We start from the raw sequence: 17,550 nt of genomic DNA on the forward strand, positions 1-17,550 counted from the left end.
GAAAGCTCATCATCCTCGCAAACGCACTACTCAGGGACAATCGGACCTGGACACCATCTCTCCCTTGACCAACACGGATACTCTATTTGCCGGCCTTCTCTTCCTTGCCGGTCTTGTCCTCGAGCGAATGGCGCAGGATCAACGGCATTTGGCTTAACGTGAAGACAAGGGTAATGGGAATCGTGCCCCAGACCTTGAAATAAAGCCAGGCTTCCTCAGAAAAGTTGCGCCACACGACCTCGTTCAGCGCAGCCAGAAAAAGGAAGAAGAGCCCCCATCGGAAAGTGAGCTTGCGCCAGCCTTCGGCGTCGAGATTGAAGGCGGAATCAAAGACATAGCCCAACAGCGATCTGCCAAACGCCAACCCGCCAAGCAACGTGATGCCGAACAGGCTGTTGATGATTGTCGGCTTCATGAAAGCGAAGGTCTTGTCCTGCAGCCACAGCGCCAGCGCGCCAAACACAAACACCACGATGGCCGAGACAAGCGGCATGATCGGCCAGCTGCGCGTCAAAATCCACGAAACGCTGAGCGACAGTGCCGTCGCCACCATAAAGAACGCCGTGGCAATCAGGATAGGCTCGCCGATATGGCCGAGGATCGGAAACTTCCCGACAAGCCACGCACCGCGGATGGTGGTGAAAAAGAACACCAGGCCAGGCCCGAGTTCGAGCAGGAATTTCAGGCCGGGGTTCAATGCCTTGCGGCGCGGATCGGACAGGTCGCGTTCGAGGATGGGTGGGCTCATAAGGTCCTTCTTACGCATGATTCAATCCAAAAAGCCTGCAACTTTTTGGGATCATGCTCGTCAAGCCACGCCAGCGATCGCCCTGGCGAATTCGCTTGCGGAAAAGGGTTCGAGGTCGTCGACCTGTTCGCCGACGCCGATGAAATAGACCGGCAATTTATGCTTTGCCGCGATCGCCACCAGAATACCGCCGCGCGCCGTGCCGTCCAGCTTGGTCATCACCAGGCCGTTGACGCCGGCGACATTGCGGAAGATCTCGACCTGGTTGAGCGCGTTCTGGCCGGTGGTGGCATCGACCGTCTGCAGCACGGTGTGCGGCGCTTCCGGATCGAGCTTGCCCAGTACGCGGACGATCTTTTCTAGTTCCGCCATTAGTTCGGTCTTGTTCTGCAGCCGCCCGGCGGTGTCGATGATCAGCACGTCGGAGCCGGCCTCCTTCGCGCGCTCGAAGGCGTCGTAGGCGAGGCCTGCGGCATCGGCGCCGAGCTTCGAGGCAATGACCGGCGAGTTGGTGCGCTCGCCCCAGATTTTCAGCTGCTCGATCGCGGCGGCGCGGAAAGTGTCGCCGGCGGCGAGCATCACCGAGAGGCCGCCATCGGTGAGCTTCGCCGCCAGCTTGCCGATGGTCGTGGTCTTGCCGGTGCCGTTGACACCGACGACCAGGATGACATGCGGCTTGTGGCTGAGATCGAGTTCCAGCGGCATGGCGACGTGGGTCAGCACCTTCTCCACCTCGGCCGCCATGATGGCCCGGACTTCGGTGTCGGAGACGTCCTTGCCGTAGCGGCTGGCGGAGAGCGCGTCGGTAACGCGCAAAGCCGTCTCCATGCCGAGATCGGCGCGGATCAGCACATCCTCCAGGTCCTGCAGCGTGTCCTCGTCAAGTTTCCGCTTGGTGAAGACGCCGGCGATGTTGCCCGACAACTCCTTGGAAGAGCGGGCAAGCCCGTCTCGCATGCGCTGGAACCAGGAGCGCCTCGGCGCCGGTTCGGGTGCCTTCTGCGGCTCGGCTTTCTGCTCGACCTTCTTGGTTACGGTGACTTTGCCGGGGGCGGGCTTTGGCTCCGGCGCTGGTTGCGGAACGGCTTCTGGCTCGGGCTTTACCTCCCCCTCGATGGGAGGGTGGGGCGCCGGCACGACCTCCGGTTCGGGCGCGATCTCGGTCAAGATCGGTTTCGTCTCGGCCGGCGCTGGCTGGCGGATCGGGGGCGGTATTTCGGCGGGCGGGACTTCGCGCGCTGGCGCTGCTGAGGGAGCCTCGGTGGGCACTACCGGCATTTCGACGGGTGCAGGTTCTGGCTGGGAGGGGACGATTTCTGGCTGCTGCGGCTCGGCCCGAATCTCCTCCGGTTCCTCAGCAGGCGTTTCCGGCTCGGGTGGAATGGTCGGCGGCGGCTCAGGCTTCTGCGATTCCGGCGCCGGTTGGGGTGCCGGAGGCAACTCTGGTTCGACTGGCGGTGGAGGTACGGCTTCGACTTCGGGTCGCGACTCGTCGCGTTTCAAAAACTCCGGGACGGCCTGCTCGGCGGCCGGTTTCAGCGCCTCCAGTTCGTCCCATTTGATCGGCGGCAGCGGTGCGGTCTCGTCGGGCCGCTCCTCGACGACTTCCTTCTTGCCGAACGAAAATATCTTCTTGAAAAAACCAGCCATGTCTTGCGCTCTCAGGCGGCGCGGGCGGCAAGCGGCGCGGCGATCAGTCGGATACCGTCATGGCCGGCGATATCAGCCTCGACGATGTCGCCCGGAGCGCCGGCAGAGACCGCGGCCAGCGTAAACCCTTCGGTGCGGCCAAGGCCGTCACGCTCGACCAGGATCGACTGATGCGTTCCAGCGAGCGAGGCAAGATGGCGGCGATAGGCGGCCTCGCCGGCGGCGCGCAGGCGTGCCGCGCGTTGCTTGACGACGTCGCGGCGGAGCTGCGGCATGCGAGCGGCGGGCGTGCCCTGGCGCGGCGAAAACGGGAAGACGTGGAGATGCGTCAGGCCGCATTCCTCGACGATCTCCAGCGAGTTTTCGAACATGGCGTTCGTCTCGGTCGGGAAGCCGGCGATGATGTCGGCGCCGAAAACAATGCCGGGGCGCAGTTTGCGCACATCCTCGCAAAAGCGGATCGACTGGTCGCGGCTGTGCCGGCGCTTCATCCGCTTCAGGATCATGTCGTCACCCGATTGCAGCGACAGATGCAGATGCGGCATCAGCCTCGGCTCGGTGGCGATGGCGTCCAGCAGATCGTCGTCGGCTTCGATCGAGTCGATGGAGGAAAGCCGCAGGCGTTTCACGTCTGGCACCTGCTTCAGGATGGTCTTGACCAATTTGCCGAGCTTCGGTGCGCCCGGCAGATCGGCGCCAAAACTGGTCATGTCGACGCCCGTCAGCACGATCTCGGCATAACCATTGCCGACGAGTCGCTTGATCTGCTCGACCACGGCGCCCATCGGCACCGAGCGCGAATTGCCGCGACCGTAGGGAATGATGCAGAAGGTACAGCGGTGGTCGCAGCCGTTCTGCACCTGGACAAAAGCGCGCGCCCGGCCCTCGATGGCGTCGACCATGTGGGCGGCCGTCTCGCGCACCGAAAAGATATCGTTGACGCGCGCCTTCTCAGTGTCGTTGACGCCGAAATCCGGCAGCGCGCGATAGGAATGCGCCTTCAGCTTTTCCTCATTGCCGAGGACGAGATCGACCTCGTCCATGGCGACGAAATCCTGCGGGCCGGTCTGCGCGGCGCAGCCGGTAATGATGATGCGGGCAGCCGGGTTCTCACGGCGGGCTTTTCTGATCGACTGCTTGGCCTGGCGTACAGCCTCGCCGGTGACGGCGCAGGTGTTGAAGATGATGGCACCGCCTTCGAGCCCGCCGAGGCCCGCACTTTCGGCTTCACGCCGAATCACCTCGGATTCATAGGTGTTCAGCCGGCAGCCGAAGGTAACGACCTCGATACCCTTGTTGCCAAGAGGAGCCATCAGGCGGCGCTTTCGGTGTCGCGCGCCCACGCCCCGGTCGACGGATCGAAGCTGCCGGAAAATTCCCATTCGGCGGCACCGGTCAGGATGACGTGGTCGTCGTCGCGCCACAAAACATGCAGCGAGCCGCCGCCGGGCGTCATCAGCGTGACGCTGCGGCCGGTGCGCCGGGTGCGGGCCGCGGCGACCACAGCGGCGCAAGCAGCCGAGCCGCAGGCCTTGGTCAGGCCGGCGCCGCGCTCCCAGGTGCGGATGACGATGGTCTGCGGCGAGGTCACCTGCGCGATGGTGATGTTCGCGCGCTCGGGGAAGATCGGGTGATTTTCGAGCAGCGGGCCGAAGCGCTCGAGCTCGTACGACCAGACGTCGCGGTCGACCCAGAAGATGGCGTGCGGATTGCCCATCGAAACGACCGATGGCGAATGCAGCACCGGGGCATCGATCGGGCCGATCTGCAGCTCGATCATGCGGGTGTCGCGAAACTCCTCGGCCAGCGGGATGTCCTGCCAGCCGAAGCGCGGCCTGCCCATGTCGACCGAGATCAGCCCGTCGGCATGTTCCTCGGCATTGAGGATGCCGGCGACGGTCTCGAAGGCAAATGTCTTCTGGCCGGTCTCGGCGGCGAGCGCCTGGACGACGCAGCGCATGCCGTTGCCGCAGGCCTGCGCGCTGGTGCCGTCGGAATTCAAGATGTCGATGAAAAAAGCGGTGCCCGGCGTCCGGGCGTCGTGGATCGCCATGATCTGGTCGAACCTGGTCGCCGCATCGGCATTAAGTGCGACGGCTGCCGCAGGCGTCACGCGATCGGCACGGCCACGCATATCGGCAACGATGATTTTGTTGCCGATGCCGTTCATCTTGGCGAAAGGGGCCGCGCTTGCCATCGATCGAAAGGTCTCTTGCCGGTTTGGCGCCTATATGGCGGATAGCGGCAGAAATTACCAGCGCGGCGTGATTTTCAAGTCACCGCGAAGACGCCAAGCACGATCAGCAGGAAGATGATCAGCACGATGCCGATGAGGATGCGCGCGCCGGTGGCGGCGGCTCCGGCCAGTGCCGGCATGCCGAGCAGGCTCGCCGCGGCCGCGATAATCAAAAGAATGATGATCCACCTGATCATGAGAGACACCTCGCAGCCGACAGGTTTGAACACGTACAAACGCTTCAGCGAGGCCTTGGGTTCCGCCGGCGGTGGCTGGGGCGGGTCGGAGAACCCGGCTGGGATATGCAGCTACGGATGCAATGTGTCATAGTATTGAATGATCCAAACGACATGTTAGCTGGCACATGAGCTGCGGCCGGCGGATAGGAAATTCGGGACTTGCATATTTGAGTCTCGACGGCTTGGTAAATTTCCAATGACCGAGCGTTGGGACACAATCATTATTGGTGGCGGCCAGGCGGGGCTCGCCATGAGCTACTATCTTCAACAACATGAACGTGAGCATGTTGTGTTGGAACGCGCTCGTATTGCCGAACGCTGGCGGACGGAGCGTTGGGATTCGCTCCGATTTCAATTCATCAACCAGGCAATAGAGCTTCCTGGGCTTTCTTATCAGGGCCCCGAACCAGAGGGGTTCGCCCATCACACCGCTGTCACGCGATTCATCGAGCACTATGCGGCCAAAATTGCAGCTCCGGTTCGCCAGGGTGTCGAGGTCACGAGGCTCCGGCACAGGGATACCGGCGATTATGCATTGGAGACAAACACCGGCAGCATGAGAGCCCGCAATGTCGTAGTGGCGACGGGCCCGTTCCAGCGTCCGATGGTACCGGCGGCCGCCAGGGATTTGCCTCGATCCGTTTACCAGGTTTACGCTTCGAACTACCGCAGCCCCGACGAACTTCCCCCCGGAGCGGTGCTGGTGGTGGGCAGCGGCGCATCTGGAAGCCAGATAGCCGATGAGCTCCAGCAATCCGGGCGCAATGTCTACCTTTCGGTCAGCCCCCATCGTCGGGTGCCTCGGCGCTATCGCGGCCAGGATGTTTTGTGGTGGTTCGACAAAATGGGACGTTTCGAGATCACCATCGACAGTTTCCCGGAGCAGCGGTATCCCCCCTCGACGGTCGTAACCGGTGTCAACGGCGGTTACGATATGAACGTCCGCCGTTTTGCCCGAGATGGCGGAACGGTGCTGGGACGTGTGCTCGGATGCGCCGATGGAAAACTGTTGGTGGCCGCTGATGCCTTCCAGATATTAGCTGAAGCCGACAAATCCTATGACGATTTTGTTTCCGCTGCGGAGGCGTTGGCAGAGAAACGTGAAGTCTCGGACCATATCAGCGATTGCAATGAACACTCAGTAACCCCAATCCTGGCGGAAGTCGGCGGTGCCCGGTCAATGGATATCAGCAGCGAGAACGTCAGCTCGGTTATCTGGGGGACGGGATACCTCTTCGACTACAACTGGATAAATTTGCCAATTTTCGATTCGCGCGGTGCACCCGTTCAACAGCGTGGCGTGACGGCTTTTCCTGGCCTATATTTTCTTGGCCTCCATTGGATGCATACCTTTGGCTCCGGCCTTCTCTCATATGTAGGCCGCGACGCCGCCCACATAGCCAGGTGTATGGAAGCCTTGGATTCGCCTGCGCCGTCAGGCCGGTCGCCGCGCTAGACCGCCGGCACGTCCCAGACTTCGCCCGGCCGCAAGGCGCGAAAACGTTGCCGCGGCAGGCCGGCAGCATCGAGCGCTTCGCCGAGCTTTCTGGGCGGCTCGTCGATCGGCTCGTTGGTGAGCCGGAACGTGCCCCAGTGACAGCCGGCGGCATAGGCGGCGTTGCACAAAAGCATGCCTTGCACCGCCTCCTCCGGATCCTGGTGATGTGGCGCCATGAACCAGCGCGGCTCGTAGGCGCCGATCGGCAGGATGGCGAGGCGGAACCCGCCGTGCTTTTGCGCCATCAGCCGGTAATTGATGCCACCGTGGAAGCCGGTATCACCGGCGAAATAGATCTTTGCGTAGGGTGTCTCGACGACGAAACCCGCCCACAGTGCCATGCGCCGGTCGCGAGTACCGCGGGCCGACCAGTGGTGCACCGGCTCGACATAGACGGCGACGCCATCGCCGATATCGACCCGGTCGCCCCAGTCATGCGCGGAAAGCCGCATACGGGGCACGGCAGCGCCGATGATCGTGTCGTTGCCGAGCGGCGTCAGCAGCAGCGGGTCGTGTCTTGTCTTCAGGCGCTTCAGCGTGGCGAGGTCGAGGTGGTCGTAATGGTTGTGGCTGACCAGCACGAGGTCGATCGGCGGCAAATGCGAAAAGGCGATGCCCGGCGGATTGACGCGTTTCGGACCGGCGAAGGAGAGCGGCGAGACGCGTCGCGACCAGACCGGGTCGGTCAGGATGTTCAGGCCGGCTGTCTGGACGAGCAGCGAGGAATGACCGACCATGGTGAGGCGCAGCGCAGAACCATCGATGCGCTCGACCGGTCTTGCCGGTGGAAACGGGCTCGGATCCGCCGCCGGCCATTTCGAGCGCTCGCGGCTCAATTGCCATTTCAACAGATCGGCAAAGCGACCCGGCGGCCGTCCGTTGGGATTGAAGAACAAGGTGCCGTCGAAATGATCGCTGGGCGGCCCGCTGTAATAGCGGTTGGCGGCTCTCTTTCTCGCGGCCAAGAAATCGGCTCCCTGCAGTTTGCTGATCCCAAGAGATAATGCCGGAGCCGGCCCGCACAAGCATTTGAGGTGAACGCCAAGGATTTGGCGCCAGCGCGCCGTCTCGAATCAACCGGAGGTGTCGGCCAAACGGCCAAGGCGTAACGCAATTCAGGTAATGTGCATTTTGCGACAAATTTGCAACATTACCGGTGCAAACCGTATTTTAACCATATCGGGTTGAAATTTCGCCACCTTCGCCATCTTGGTGAGGGGGACATTGCGCGGACGGCACCCCCAGCCCGATCCGACGGAGGTTGAAGAATGAAATTTTCGAAAACCGGCCTGCTGGCCGTATCGCTGGCCGTGCTCGTTGCGAGCGGCTGTTCAACCTCACGGTTCACATCAATGGACGAGCAGCAGCCGGCGCCCCTGGAACCTGCGCCCGCCGGCAAGGTGACCGCAAACCAGCTGCCGCCACCGGCGACACCCGGCCCGGCCGATCCGTCGAAATTTCCTACCGCGCCGCAGAACACCCAGGTCGCCTCGCTGCCGCCGGACGGGACGGCGCCGGCCGGTGCGGCCGACCTTACCGCGTCCAGCGTCGCCGGCGTGTGGAAGGCAAGCGTGTCCGGCCAGAGCTGTCAGGTGGCGACGCCGCAGACCAAATTCGGTTCGGGCTACCGCGCCGGACCGCTGCATTGCCCGGCGCCGCTCGACGGCATCAAATCCTGGAACGTCGCCGGCAAACAGCTGACGCTCTTTGACGAGAATGGCGGCACGCTGGCACGACTCTATTCTTCGGGCGGCGAGAAATTCGACGGCCAGACTTCCAACGGCCTGCCGATCTCGCTTACAAGGTAAGTGAACGGCCCCCCATTGTTACGCAATTCCGGACAGAAAACCGCTACACACTTTTCTTGGAATTGCTCTGGAACGACGTGACCAATGCATCTGCGTGACGGCCTCCAGACCCATGCGACCGTCAAGCAGCGCTATGACCATCTGGTCGAGACGGGCGCCATCGGGCGCGATCCGGCGCAGGAGCGGATCGCCGCTGCGCTCGACCGGCTGATCGAAGAGATATCGGCAAAGCGGCTGGCGCAGAAATCAAGCGCGCTGGGGTGGTTGTTCGCCCGCAAGCGCGAGGTGCACGAGGCGGTCAAGGGCCTTTATATCCATGGCGGCGTCGGCCGCGGCAAGACCATGCTGATGGACATGTTCTTCGAGCTGCTGCCGGTGCGGCGCAAGCGCCGGGTGCATTTCAACGACTTCATGGCCGACGTGCAGGACCGCATCCAGAAGCACCGGCAGGCTCGCAAGAACGGCACGGCCAAGGAGGACGACCCGATCCCGCCGGTGGCGCGCGCGCTGGCCGAGGAAGCCTGGGTGCTATGCTTCGACGAGTTCTCCGTCACCGACATCGCCGATGCGATGATCCTGTCAAGGTTGTTTTCGGCGTTGTTTGCCAATGGCGTGGTGCTGGTTGCCACTTCCAATGTCGCGCCGCAGGATCTCTACCGCGACGGCCTGAACCGTCAGTTGTTTTTGCCGTTTGTCGCTATCCTGGAGCGCCACGCGCAGGTGCTGGCGCTTGACGCCGACAAGGATTACCGCCTCGACAAGCTCAGCCGCATGCCGGTCTACGTCACCCCGGCCGATGCCGCCGCCGACCATGCGCTCGACGACGCGTGGGCGGTGATGACGCATGGCAGGCCGACGGCCGAGACGATGCTGACGGTGAAGGGCCGGCACGTCGTAGTGCCGCGTGCTGCCGGCGAGGCGGCGCGTTTTTCCTTCGCCGATCTCTGCGAGAGGCCGCTCGGCGCCCGCGACTATCTTGCCATTGCCAGCCGTTTCTTGACCATCTTCATCGACCATGTGCCGGTGCTCGGCGAAGGCAAGCGCAACGAAGCCAAGCGCTTCATCCTGCTGGTCGATACGCTCTACGATCATCATGTACGGCTGGTGATGAGCGCCGCGGCACCGCCGGCGCAGCTCTATACGGCCAAGCGCGGCAACGAAGTCTTCGAGTTCGAGCGCACCGCATCGCGGCTGATCGAGATGCAGAGCCACGACTGGCTGGAGGACTGGGCGGAGAGGCAGGGGGCGCAGGGATCATCGACCGAGGCACGGCAGGCTCAGGCGTGAGGGATAGTACAGAAGGGGCCGCTGCCGCCGGCGCCTATAACCGATAAACATACATGACGAACCCCTCCGCCGGCCCATGCGGCTCTTTTCGCGACTCGTAAAGTGCGCGAGCAGCAACATTGTCCGGCTCGGTGCCGACCCACGCCTCCTCACAGCCATGCTCGCGACCGAGTGCGAACATGGCGCCGAGCATCCTCGTCGCAATGCCCTGGCGTTGAAAGGCCGGCGCCACGCCGACCTCGTCTATGTAGAGTTCGCTCACCTTGTCCGGGTGGCGGTGGATGACGGCTGCGCATTGGCCAACGACGATGCCGTCGGCGAGGGCCACGACCATGAAATGACAGGGCTCCGCGAGATAGGCGGAGAGCCGATCCGGCCTGACCGGCTCGTCGAAGACTTCGCCGGCAACCCGCATCACAAGGGCGTCATCGTCAGGAAACAGCCTTCTGATTTCCAGTGCCATTGTGTAGAATTCCTCTAGCCGGCTTCAGAATTTTGACGTTTACGTAATTCCCATTGTTTCTAACCGATTGAAATTACTCACTCCAAAATAATCGTTTGAATTTTTGTGCGGCCGGGGCTATTGCGTGCGGCGAATTTCGCGGTTCCGCAGCATTCCGGCCTCTTCCTCCGACGCCGTCATCAAATCGTCAAGGATTTGGGCGCCGTCATAGTCAAAGGGAAAATATCCTGACATGGCACGCAACAAGATAGCGCTCATCGGCTCGGGCATGATCGGCGGCACCCTCGCCCACATGGTCGGCCTCAAGGATCTCGGCGACGTCGTGCTGTTCGATATCGCCGAAGGCATCCCGCAAGGCAAGGGGCTGGACATCGCGCAGTCGTCGCCGGTCGATGGGTTCGACTCCAGGCTGACCGGCGTCAACGACTATGCCGGCATCGAGGGCGCCGATGTCTGCATCGTCACCGCCGGCGTGCCGCGCAAGCCCGGCATGAGCCGCGACGATCTTCTAGGCATCAATCTGAAGGTGATGGAGCAGGTCGGCGCCGGCCTCAAGAAATACGCGCCGAAAGCCTTCGTCATCTGCATCACCAATCCGCTCGACGCCATGGTCTGGGCGCTGCAGAAGTTTTCCGGCCTGCCCAAGAGCCATGTCGTCGGCATGGCCGGTGTGCTCGACAGTTCGCGCTTCCGCTATTTCCTTGCCGAGGAATTCAAGGTGTCGGTCGAGGACGTCACCGCCTTCGTGCTCGGCGGCCACGGCGATTCCATGGTGCCGATGATCCGCTATTCGACGGTTGCGGGCATTCCGCTGCCCGATCTCATCAAGATGGGCTGGACCTCGAAGGAAAAGCTCGACCAGATCGTGCAGCGTACCCGCGATGGCGGCGCCGAGATCGTCGGCCTGCTCAAGACCGGCTCGGCCTATTATGCGCCGGCCGCCTCGGCGATCTCGATGGCGGAAGCCTATCTCAAGGACAAGAAGCGGGTGCTGCCTTGTGCTGCGCATCTCTCCGGCCAGTATGGCGTGAAGAACACGTATGTCGGCGTTCCCGTGGTGATCGGCGCCGGCGGCGTCGAGCGGATCATCGAGATCGAGCTCGCGAAGAGTGAGCAGAAGATGTTCGACAGTTCGGTCGCGGCGGTGCAGGGCCTGTGCGACGCCTGCGTCAAGATCGCTCCGCATCTCGCGGCCAAGTAAGCCGGTAACCAAGCCCGCCAAGCAAGCTGGAGACATAGCGCATGAACATCCATGAGTATCAGGGCAAGGCGCTGCTGAAAGGCTTTGGCGCACCCGTGGCCGAGGGCGTGCCGGTGTTCAAGGCGAGCGAGGCGGAAGCTGCCGCCAAGGCGCTGCCCGGCCCGCTCTATGTGGTCAAGAGCCAGATCCATGCCGGCGGCCGCGGCAAGGGCAAGTTCAAGGAGTTCGGGCCCGATGCCAAGGGCGGCGTCAGGCTGGCGAAGTCGGTGGCCGAGGTCGTCGCCAACGCCAAGGAGATGCTCGGCCATACGCTGGTCACCAAGCAGACCGGCCCGGCCGGCAAGCAGGTCAACCGGCTCTATATCGAGGACGGCGCCGACATCGAGCGCGAGCTCTATCTGTCGATCCTGGTCGACCGCTCGGTCGGGCGCGTCGCCTTCGTCGTCTCGACCGAGGGCGGCATGGACATCGAGGCGGTCGCCCACGACACGCCGGAAAAGATCATCACCGTAGCCATCGACCCGGAAAAGGGCGTGACGGCCGACGATATGAAGAAGCTCAACGCCGCACTGAGACTCGACGGTGACGCCGCCAAGGATGGCGCCACGCTGTTCCCTATCCTCTACAAGGCCTTTGTCGAGAAGGACATGAGCCTGCTCGAGGTCAACCCGCTGATCGTCATGAGGAGCGGCCGGCTGCGCGTTCTCGACGCCAAAGTGTCGTTCGACAACAATGCGCTGTTTCGCCACCCCGACGTGCTCGAATTGCGCGACACCACCGAAGAGGACGAGAAGGAGATCGAGGCGTCGAAATACGACCTCGCCTATGTCGCGCTCGACGGCAATATCGGCTGCATGGTCAACGGCGCCGGCCTCGCCATGGCAACGATGGACATCATCAAGCTTTACGGCGCCGAGCCGGCCAACTTCCTCGATGTCGGCGGCGGCGCGTCGAAAGAAAAGGTGACGGCGGCGTTCAAGATCATCACCAAGGATCCGGCGGTCAAAGGCATTCTGATCAACATCTTCGGCGGCATCATGAAATGCGACATCATCGCCGAGGGCGTGATCGCCGCGGTCAAGGAGGTCGGCCTGCAAGTGCCGCTGGTTGTGCGGCTGGAAGGCACCAACGCCGAACTCGGCAAGAAGATCATCAACGACAGCGGGCTAAACGTGGTGTCGGCCGATGACCTCGATGACGCAGCCAAGAAGATTGTCGCGGCCGTGAAGGGCTGAGCATTTGGAAAACGCTCCGTTTGCCCATCCAAGATGGTCAATATTTATGATTGCCATGGGTATCGGCGGACTGTGGGCCTTTCTCGAGCGGAGAAAGATGTCGGAAAAGATGCGCCGCCACACCTCGTTCAGAATTGTTCTTCCAAGATCGCTTGACCTTGGGGTGCATCTTGGCGTGAGCGTCATGCTCTTCTTGGTGGGCCTCCTATTGCTGTTTCGGATTATCCAGTGAGAACAGAGCGAGTCAGAGGTCGATAGGCGATGCCTCCGCACAAGATAAACCTCGTCGAGGCGGCGGATCAGAAGATCAACAAGGTCTTCGATCCGCATATCGCCGGCGACGTGAACGACAGCCAGGTCAAGATCGCCAAGTTCGGCGACGTCTTCGACTGGCACGCGCATGACAATGAAGACGAAGCATTCCTGGTGCTGCGCGGGCGCATCGCCATCGATTTCCGCGACGGCACGGTGGAGCTTTCCAGCGGCGAGTTCATCGTTGTGCCGCGCGCCGTCGAGCACCGTCCGCGTTCGCTGAGCGAGGAACCTGTCGTGCTCATGTTCGAGCCAGCTACGACGCTCAACACCGGCAATGCCAAGAGCGACCTCACCGTTGCCGATCTAAAGCGGCTCTGACCATGAACGCTGCGCCCTTCTCCTCACTCTCGGCCGATCACCAGCGCCTGCAGGCGCTGGTCGGAGCGTGGCGCGGCGAGGAAGAGGTGTCGGCCACGAAATGGGCCGATGGCGGAACAGCGAGTTCGGAAATACTGGCAGAGGCACAGTTCGGCGGCCTGTTCGTAGTGCAGCGCTATCGCCAGCGCCGCGACGGCACGGTTTCGTTCGGCGCGTACAGCGTGTTCGGCTTCGACCAGCAAAACAAAATCGTCACCATGCACCAGTTCGATTCGATGGGTTTCGTGCCGACGTCGCCGGCCAAGGGCAGCTGGAACGGCACGGAGCTGGTTCTGGAGCGGTCGTCGCAGCGCGGCTCCGCGCGTGTGACTTATATTTTCGACAATGCCGATGCCTTCCGCATGCGACTGCATTTCAAACCTGCCGGCGGCGATGGCTGGCAAGACATGGTGAGCGGCGTCTACCGGCGCGTCTCGCCTTCCTCGATCAACAGTTTTTAGAAAAGGGCTCCGATGTCCATTCTCGTCGACAAGAACACCAAGGTGCTGGTGCAGGGCCTGACCGGCAAGACCGGCACGTTCCACACTGAACAGGCGCTGGCCTATCACGGCACAAAGATGGTCGGCGGCATCCACCCCAAGAAGGGCGGCGAAACCTGGACCGGCGCCAAGGGCGAGGCGCTGCCGATCTTCGCCACCGTAGCCGAGGGCAAGGCCAGGACCGGCGCCAACGCTTCGGTCGTCTACGTGCCGCCGGCGGGTGCTGCGGAAGCGATCCTGGAAGCGATCGAGGCCGAGATCCCGCTGATCGTCTGCATCACCGAGGGCATACCGGTGATGGACATGATCAAGGTCAAGGCGAGGCTCGACCGCTCGACATCGCGGCTTATCGGCCCCAACTGTCCAGGCGTCCTGACCCCGGACGAATGCAAGATCGGCATCATGCCCGGCAACATCTTCCGCAAGGGCTCGGTCGGCGTTGTTTCCCGCTCGGGAACGCTTACCTATGAGGCGGTGTTCCAGACCACCAATGTCGGCCTCGGCCAGACAACCGCCGTCGGCATCGGCGGCGATCCGGTCAAAGGCACCGAGTTCATCGACGTGCTGGAGATGTTCCTCGCCGACGACGAGACCAAGTCGATCATCATGATCGGCGAGATCGGCGGCTCGGCCGAGGAAGACGCCGCGCAGTTCCTCAAGGACGAGGCAAAGAGCGGCCGCAGCAAGCCGATGGCCGGCTTCATCGCCGGGCGCACCGCGCCGGCCGGCCGCACCATGGGCCATGCGGGCGCGGTCATCTCCGGCGGCAAGGGCGGCGCGGAAGACAAGATCGCGGCGATGGAATCGGCCGGCATCAAGGTTTCGCCATCGCCGGCCCGGCTCGGCACGACGCTGGTCGAGGCGATTAAGGGTTAGGGGAGTAAGGGAGTAGGGCAGTACGGCAGTAGGGACAAGATGAGGGCATTGCCCTACTCCCGTACTGCCCTATTGCCCTACTCCCCTCCAAAACAGGAGACGGGGCAGGCGCTCCGCGGAAAAAAAATGGCAAGACAAGATCAGGCCAACGACCAGTTTTCGCTTACCTCTTTCCTCTACGGCGGCAATGCCGATTATATCGACGCGCTCTATGCCGCCTATGAGGACGATCCCGCATCGGTCGATCCCGAATGGCAGGACTTCTTCGCGGCGCTGAAGGACGACGCCGGCGACGTGCGCAGGAACGCCAAGGGCGCCTCGTGGGCCAAGCCCTCCTGGCCGATGCAGGCCAATGGCGAACTGGTCTCGGCGCTCGACGGCAATTGGGGCCTGGTCGAAAAGCACATCGAAAAGAAGGTCAAGGACAGGGCCGTCGGCAACGGCGCAGCGCTTTCCGACGCCGACGTGCATCAGGCGACGCGCGATTCCGTCCGCGCCATCATGATGATCCGCGCCTTCCGCATGCGCGGCCACCTGCACGCCAATCTCGATCCGCTTGGCATTGCCAAGCCGCTCGAGGATTATAACGAGCTGTCGCCGGAGAATTACGGCTTCACCGAAGCCGACTACGACCGGCCGATCTTCCTCGACAATGTGCTCGGGCTGGAATTCGGCACCATCCGGCAGATGCTCGACATCCTGACCCGGACCTATTGCTCGACGCTCGGTGTCGAATTCATGCATATTTCCGATCCCGAGGAGAAGGCCTGGATCCAGGCCCGCATCGAGGGCACCGACAAGGAGATCTCCTTCACCGCCGCCGGCAAGAAGGCGATCCTGCAGAAGCTTGTCGAGGCGGAAGGCTTCGAGCAATTCATCGACGTCAAGTACAAGGGCACCAAGCGCTTCGGCCTTGATGGCGGCGAGTCGCTGATCCCGGCGCTGGAGCAGATCATCAAGCGCGGCGGCCAGCTCGGCATGAAGGAGATCGTGCTCGGCATGGCGCATCGCGGCCGGCTAAACGTTCTGTCGCAGGTGATGGCCAAGCCGCACCGCGCCATTTTCCATGAGTTCAAGGGCGGCTCCGCCGCGCCCGACGAGGTCGAGGGCTCGGGCGACGTGAAGTACCATCTCGGTGCCTCGTCGGATCGCGAGTTCGACGGCAACAAGGTGCATCTGTCGCTGACCGCCAACCCGTCGCATCTGGAAATCGTCGATCCGGTCGTGATGGGCAAGGCGCGTGCCAAGCAGGATTATCTGTTCGGCCGCAGCCGCGAGGAGATCGTGCCGCTGGAAGAGCGCGCCAAGGTGCTGCCGCTGCTGTTGCATGGCGATGCCGCTTTTGCCGGCCAGGGCGTGATTGCTGAAATCCTCGGCCTGTCGGGCCTGCGCGGTCACCGCGTCGCCGGCACGCTGCATTTCATCATCAACAACCAGATCGGCTTCACCACCAACCCGCGCTTCTCGCGCTCGTCGCCTTATCCGTCGGATGTGGCCAAGATGATCGAGGCGCCGATCTTCCACGTCAACGGCGACGATCCGGAAGCGGTGGTCCATGCCACCAAGGTGGCGATCGAATTCCGCATGAAGTTCCACAAGCCGGTGGTGGTGGACATGTTCTGCTATCGCCGCTTCGGCCACAATGAGGGCGACGAGCCGGCCTTCACCCAGCCGATCATGTATCGCAAGATCCGCAACCAGAAGACGACCATGCAGATCTATGCCGACCGGCTGATCGCGGAAGGCCACATCACCCAGGCCGAGCTCGAAAAGGTGAAGGCCGATTGGCGGGCGCATCTCGAGCAGGAATTCGAGGTCGGCCAGCACTATAAGCCCAACAAGGCCGATTGGCTGGACGGCGCCTGGTCCGGCCTGCGCTCGGCCGACAACCAGGACGAACAGCGGCGCGGCAAGACTGCGGTGCCGGTCAAGACGCTGAAGGAGATCGGCAAGAAACTGACCGAGGTGCCGAAGGATTTCGAGGCGCACAGGACGATCATCCGCTTCCTCGACAACCGCCGCCAGGCGATCGAGTCGGGCGAAGGCATCGACTGGTCCACGGCCGAGGCGCTGGCCTTCGGCGCCATCCTGCTCGACGGCAATCCGATCCGGCTGTCCGGCCAGGATTCGGAGCGCGGCACCTTCTCGCAGCGCCATTCCGTACTCTACGACCAGCGCGACGAGACACGCTACATCCCGCTCAACAATCTGTCGGCGGCGCAGGCCGGTTTCGAGGTCATCAACTCGATGCTGTCGGAAGAGGCCGTGCTCGGCTTCGAATATGGCTACTCGCTGGCCGAGCCGAAGGCACTGACGCTGTGGGAAGCGCAGTTCGGCGACTTCGCCAACGGCGCCCAGGTGGTCTTCGACCAGTTCATCTCGTCGGGCGAGCGCAAATGGCTCAGAATGTCGGGCCTCGTCTGCCTGCTGCCGCATGGCTACGAAGGCCAGGGCCCCGAGCATTCGTCGGCCCGGCTCGAGCGCTTCCTTCAGCTTTGCGCCGAAGACAATATGCAGGTCGCCAACGTCACGACGCCGGCCAACTATTTCCACATACTGCGCCGGCAGTTGAAGCGGGACTTCCGCAAGCCGCTGATCCTGATGACGCCGAAGTCGCTGCTGCGCCATAAGCGGGCGGTATCGACGCTGCCGGAGATGTCGGGCGAAAGCGCCTTTCACCGGCTGTTGTGGGACGATGCCCAGCTGCTGTCGGGCCAGGCCATCAAGCTCACCAAGGATTCGAAGATCCGCCGTGTCGTGCTCTGTTCGGGCAAGGTCTATTACGACCTCTACGAGGAGCGCGAGAAGCGCGGCATCAACGACATCTATTTGCTGCGCGTCGAGCAGCTCTATCCGTTCCCGGCCAAGGCGCTGATCACCGAACTGTCGCGCTTCCGCAATGCCGAGATGGTGTGGTGCCAGGAGGAGCCCAAGAACATGGGCGCCTGGTCGTTCATCGATCCGTATCTCGAATGGGTGCTGGCGCATATCGACGCCAAGCATCAGCGGGTGCGCTATACCGGCCGGGGGGGGGCCCCCCCCCCGCCCCCCCCCCGGGGTGGGGCCGGGAAAAAAAACAAAGAACCCCATCAACACAAAGCCCCATGAGGAAGATAAAAAAAAAAAAAAAACAAAAA

The 17,550-nt window shown here is 62.6% G+C and carries 15 protein-coding genes and 1 pseudogene; 9 read left to right on the forward strand and 7 right to left on the reverse strand.

Annotated elements, in window-relative coordinates; all coding sequences use genetic code 11:
- Positions 1-82 precede the first annotated feature (82 nt).
- The 5 genes from NKJ20_RS32220 to NKJ20_RS32240 form a co-directional block, all read right to left on the reverse strand.
- Positions 83-748 carry a septation protein A gene (locus NKJ20_RS32220; protein ID WP_023679806.1) on the reverse strand — a complete coding sequence of 222 codons (666 nt, stop codon included), beginning with the start codon at positions 746-748 and terminating at the stop codon, positions 83-85.
- A gap of 60 nt (positions 749-808) precedes the next feature.
- Complete coding sequence (gene ftsY, locus NKJ20_RS32225) at positions 809-2,398, reverse strand: signal recognition particle-docking protein FtsY (protein WP_352749560.1); 1,590 nt, start codon at positions 2,396-2,398, stop codon at positions 809-811.
- A gap of 11 nt (positions 2,399-2,409) precedes the next feature.
- Complete coding sequence (mtaB, locus tag NKJ20_RS32230) at positions 2,410-3,711, reverse strand: tRNA (N(6)-L-threonylcarbamoyladenosine(37)-C(2))-methylthiotransferase MtaB (protein WP_352749563.1); 1,302 nt, start codon at positions 3,709-3,711, stop codon at positions 2,410-2,412.
- Entirely contained in the window at positions 3,711-4,595 is an 885-nt protein-coding gene (gene dapF, locus NKJ20_RS32235; protein ID WP_352749566.1) for a diaminopimelate epimerase, read from the reverse strand. The genes mtaB and dapF overlap by 1 nt, the downstream gene beginning before the upstream one ends.
- A gap of 74 nt (positions 4,596-4,669) precedes the next feature.
- Complete coding sequence (locus tag NKJ20_RS32240; RefSeq protein WP_031195454.1) at positions 4,670-4,831, reverse strand: DUF1328 family protein; 162 nt, start codon at positions 4,829-4,831, stop codon at positions 4,670-4,672.
- Between the two features lie 238 nt (positions 4,832-5,069).
- On the opposite strand from NKJ20_RS32240, the gene NKJ20_RS32245 reads away from it, so the two are divergent.
- The gene (locus NKJ20_RS32245; RefSeq protein ID WP_352749569.1) at positions 5,070-6,329 is read left to right on the forward strand and encodes a flavin-containing monooxygenase; all 1,260 of its coding nucleotides are present in this window, start codon (positions 5,070-5,072) and stop codon (positions 6,327-6,329) included.
- Here the strand turns inward: NKJ20_RS32245 and NKJ20_RS32250 are convergent.
- A complete protein-coding gene (locus NKJ20_RS32250) occupies positions 6,326-7,336 on the reverse strand; it encodes an MBL fold metallo-hydrolase (RefSeq protein ID WP_352749571.1) in 1,011 nt (336 codons plus the stop codon). The genes NKJ20_RS32245 and NKJ20_RS32250 overlap by 4 nt on opposite strands.
- A 303-nt stretch (positions 7,337-7,639) precedes the next feature.
- Here NKJ20_RS32250 and NKJ20_RS32255 point away from each other — a divergent pair, with 303 nt between their 5' ends.
- Both NKJ20_RS32255 and zapE read left to right on the forward strand, forming a co-directional pair.
- The gene (locus tag NKJ20_RS32255) at positions 7,640-8,179 is read left to right on the forward strand and encodes a protease inhibitor Inh/omp19 family protein (RefSeq protein ID WP_352749573.1); all 540 of its coding nucleotides are present in this window, start codon (positions 7,640-7,642) and stop codon (positions 8,177-8,179) included.
- Positions 8,180-8,263: 84 nt separating this feature from the next.
- Positions 8,264-9,466, forward strand: coding sequence for a cell division protein ZapE (gene zapE / locus NKJ20_RS32260; RefSeq protein ID WP_352749576.1), 1,203 nt, complete (start codon positions 8,264-8,266; stop codon positions 9,464-9,466).
- Positions 9,467-9,500: 34 nt separating this feature from the next.
- On the opposite strand, the gene NKJ20_RS32265 is transcribed toward zapE, so the two are convergent.
- Entirely contained in the window at positions 9,501-9,929 is a 429-nt protein-coding gene (locus NKJ20_RS32265; RefSeq protein WP_352749579.1) for a GNAT family N-acetyltransferase, read from the reverse strand.
- 232 nt (positions 9,930-10,161) lie between these two features.
- On the opposite strand from NKJ20_RS32265, the gene mdh reads away from it, so the two are divergent.
- From mdh to NKJ20_RS32295, 6 genes and pseudogenes are all read left to right on the forward strand, one after another.
- Positions 10,162-11,130, forward strand: coding sequence for a malate dehydrogenase (gene mdh / locus NKJ20_RS32270; RefSeq protein WP_352749582.1), 969 nt, complete (start codon positions 10,162-10,164; stop codon positions 11,128-11,130).
- 41 nt (positions 11,131-11,171) lie between these two features.
- Positions 11,172-12,365, forward strand: a complete 1,194-nt coding sequence (gene sucC / locus NKJ20_RS32275) for an ADP-forming succinate--CoA ligase subunit beta (protein WP_352749585.1) — start codon at positions 11,172-11,174, stop codon at positions 12,363-12,365.
- A gap of 261 nt (positions 12,366-12,626) precedes the next feature.
- Positions 12,627-12,998 carry a cupin domain-containing protein gene (locus NKJ20_RS32280; RefSeq protein WP_352749588.1) on the forward strand — a complete coding sequence of 124 codons (372 nt, stop codon included), beginning with the start codon at positions 12,627-12,629 and terminating at the stop codon, positions 12,996-12,998.
- Between the two features lie 2 nt (positions 12,999-13,000).
- Positions 13,001-13,498, forward strand: coding sequence for a DUF1579 family protein (locus NKJ20_RS32285; RefSeq protein ID WP_352749591.1), 498 nt, complete (start codon positions 13,001-13,003; stop codon positions 13,496-13,498).
- A gap of 12 nt (positions 13,499-13,510) precedes the next feature.
- Positions 13,511-14,413 (forward strand): succinate--CoA ligase subunit alpha, encoded by a 903-nt coding sequence (gene sucD / locus NKJ20_RS32290; protein WP_352749594.1) that lies wholly within the window; start codon positions 13,511-13,513, stop codon positions 14,411-14,413.
- A 126-nt stretch (positions 14,414-14,539) separates the two neighbouring features.
- Positions 14,540-17,458: pseudogene (locus NKJ20_RS32295) on the forward strand (2-oxoglutarate dehydrogenase E1 component); the annotation flags it as partial.
- Positions 17,459-17,550 lie beyond the last annotated feature (92 nt).

The organism is Mesorhizobium sp. M0185, assembly GCF_040322175.1.
In the GTDB taxonomy this organism is placed as follows: Bacteria; Pseudomonadota; Alphaproteobacteria; order Rhizobiales; family Rhizobiaceae; genus Mesorhizobium.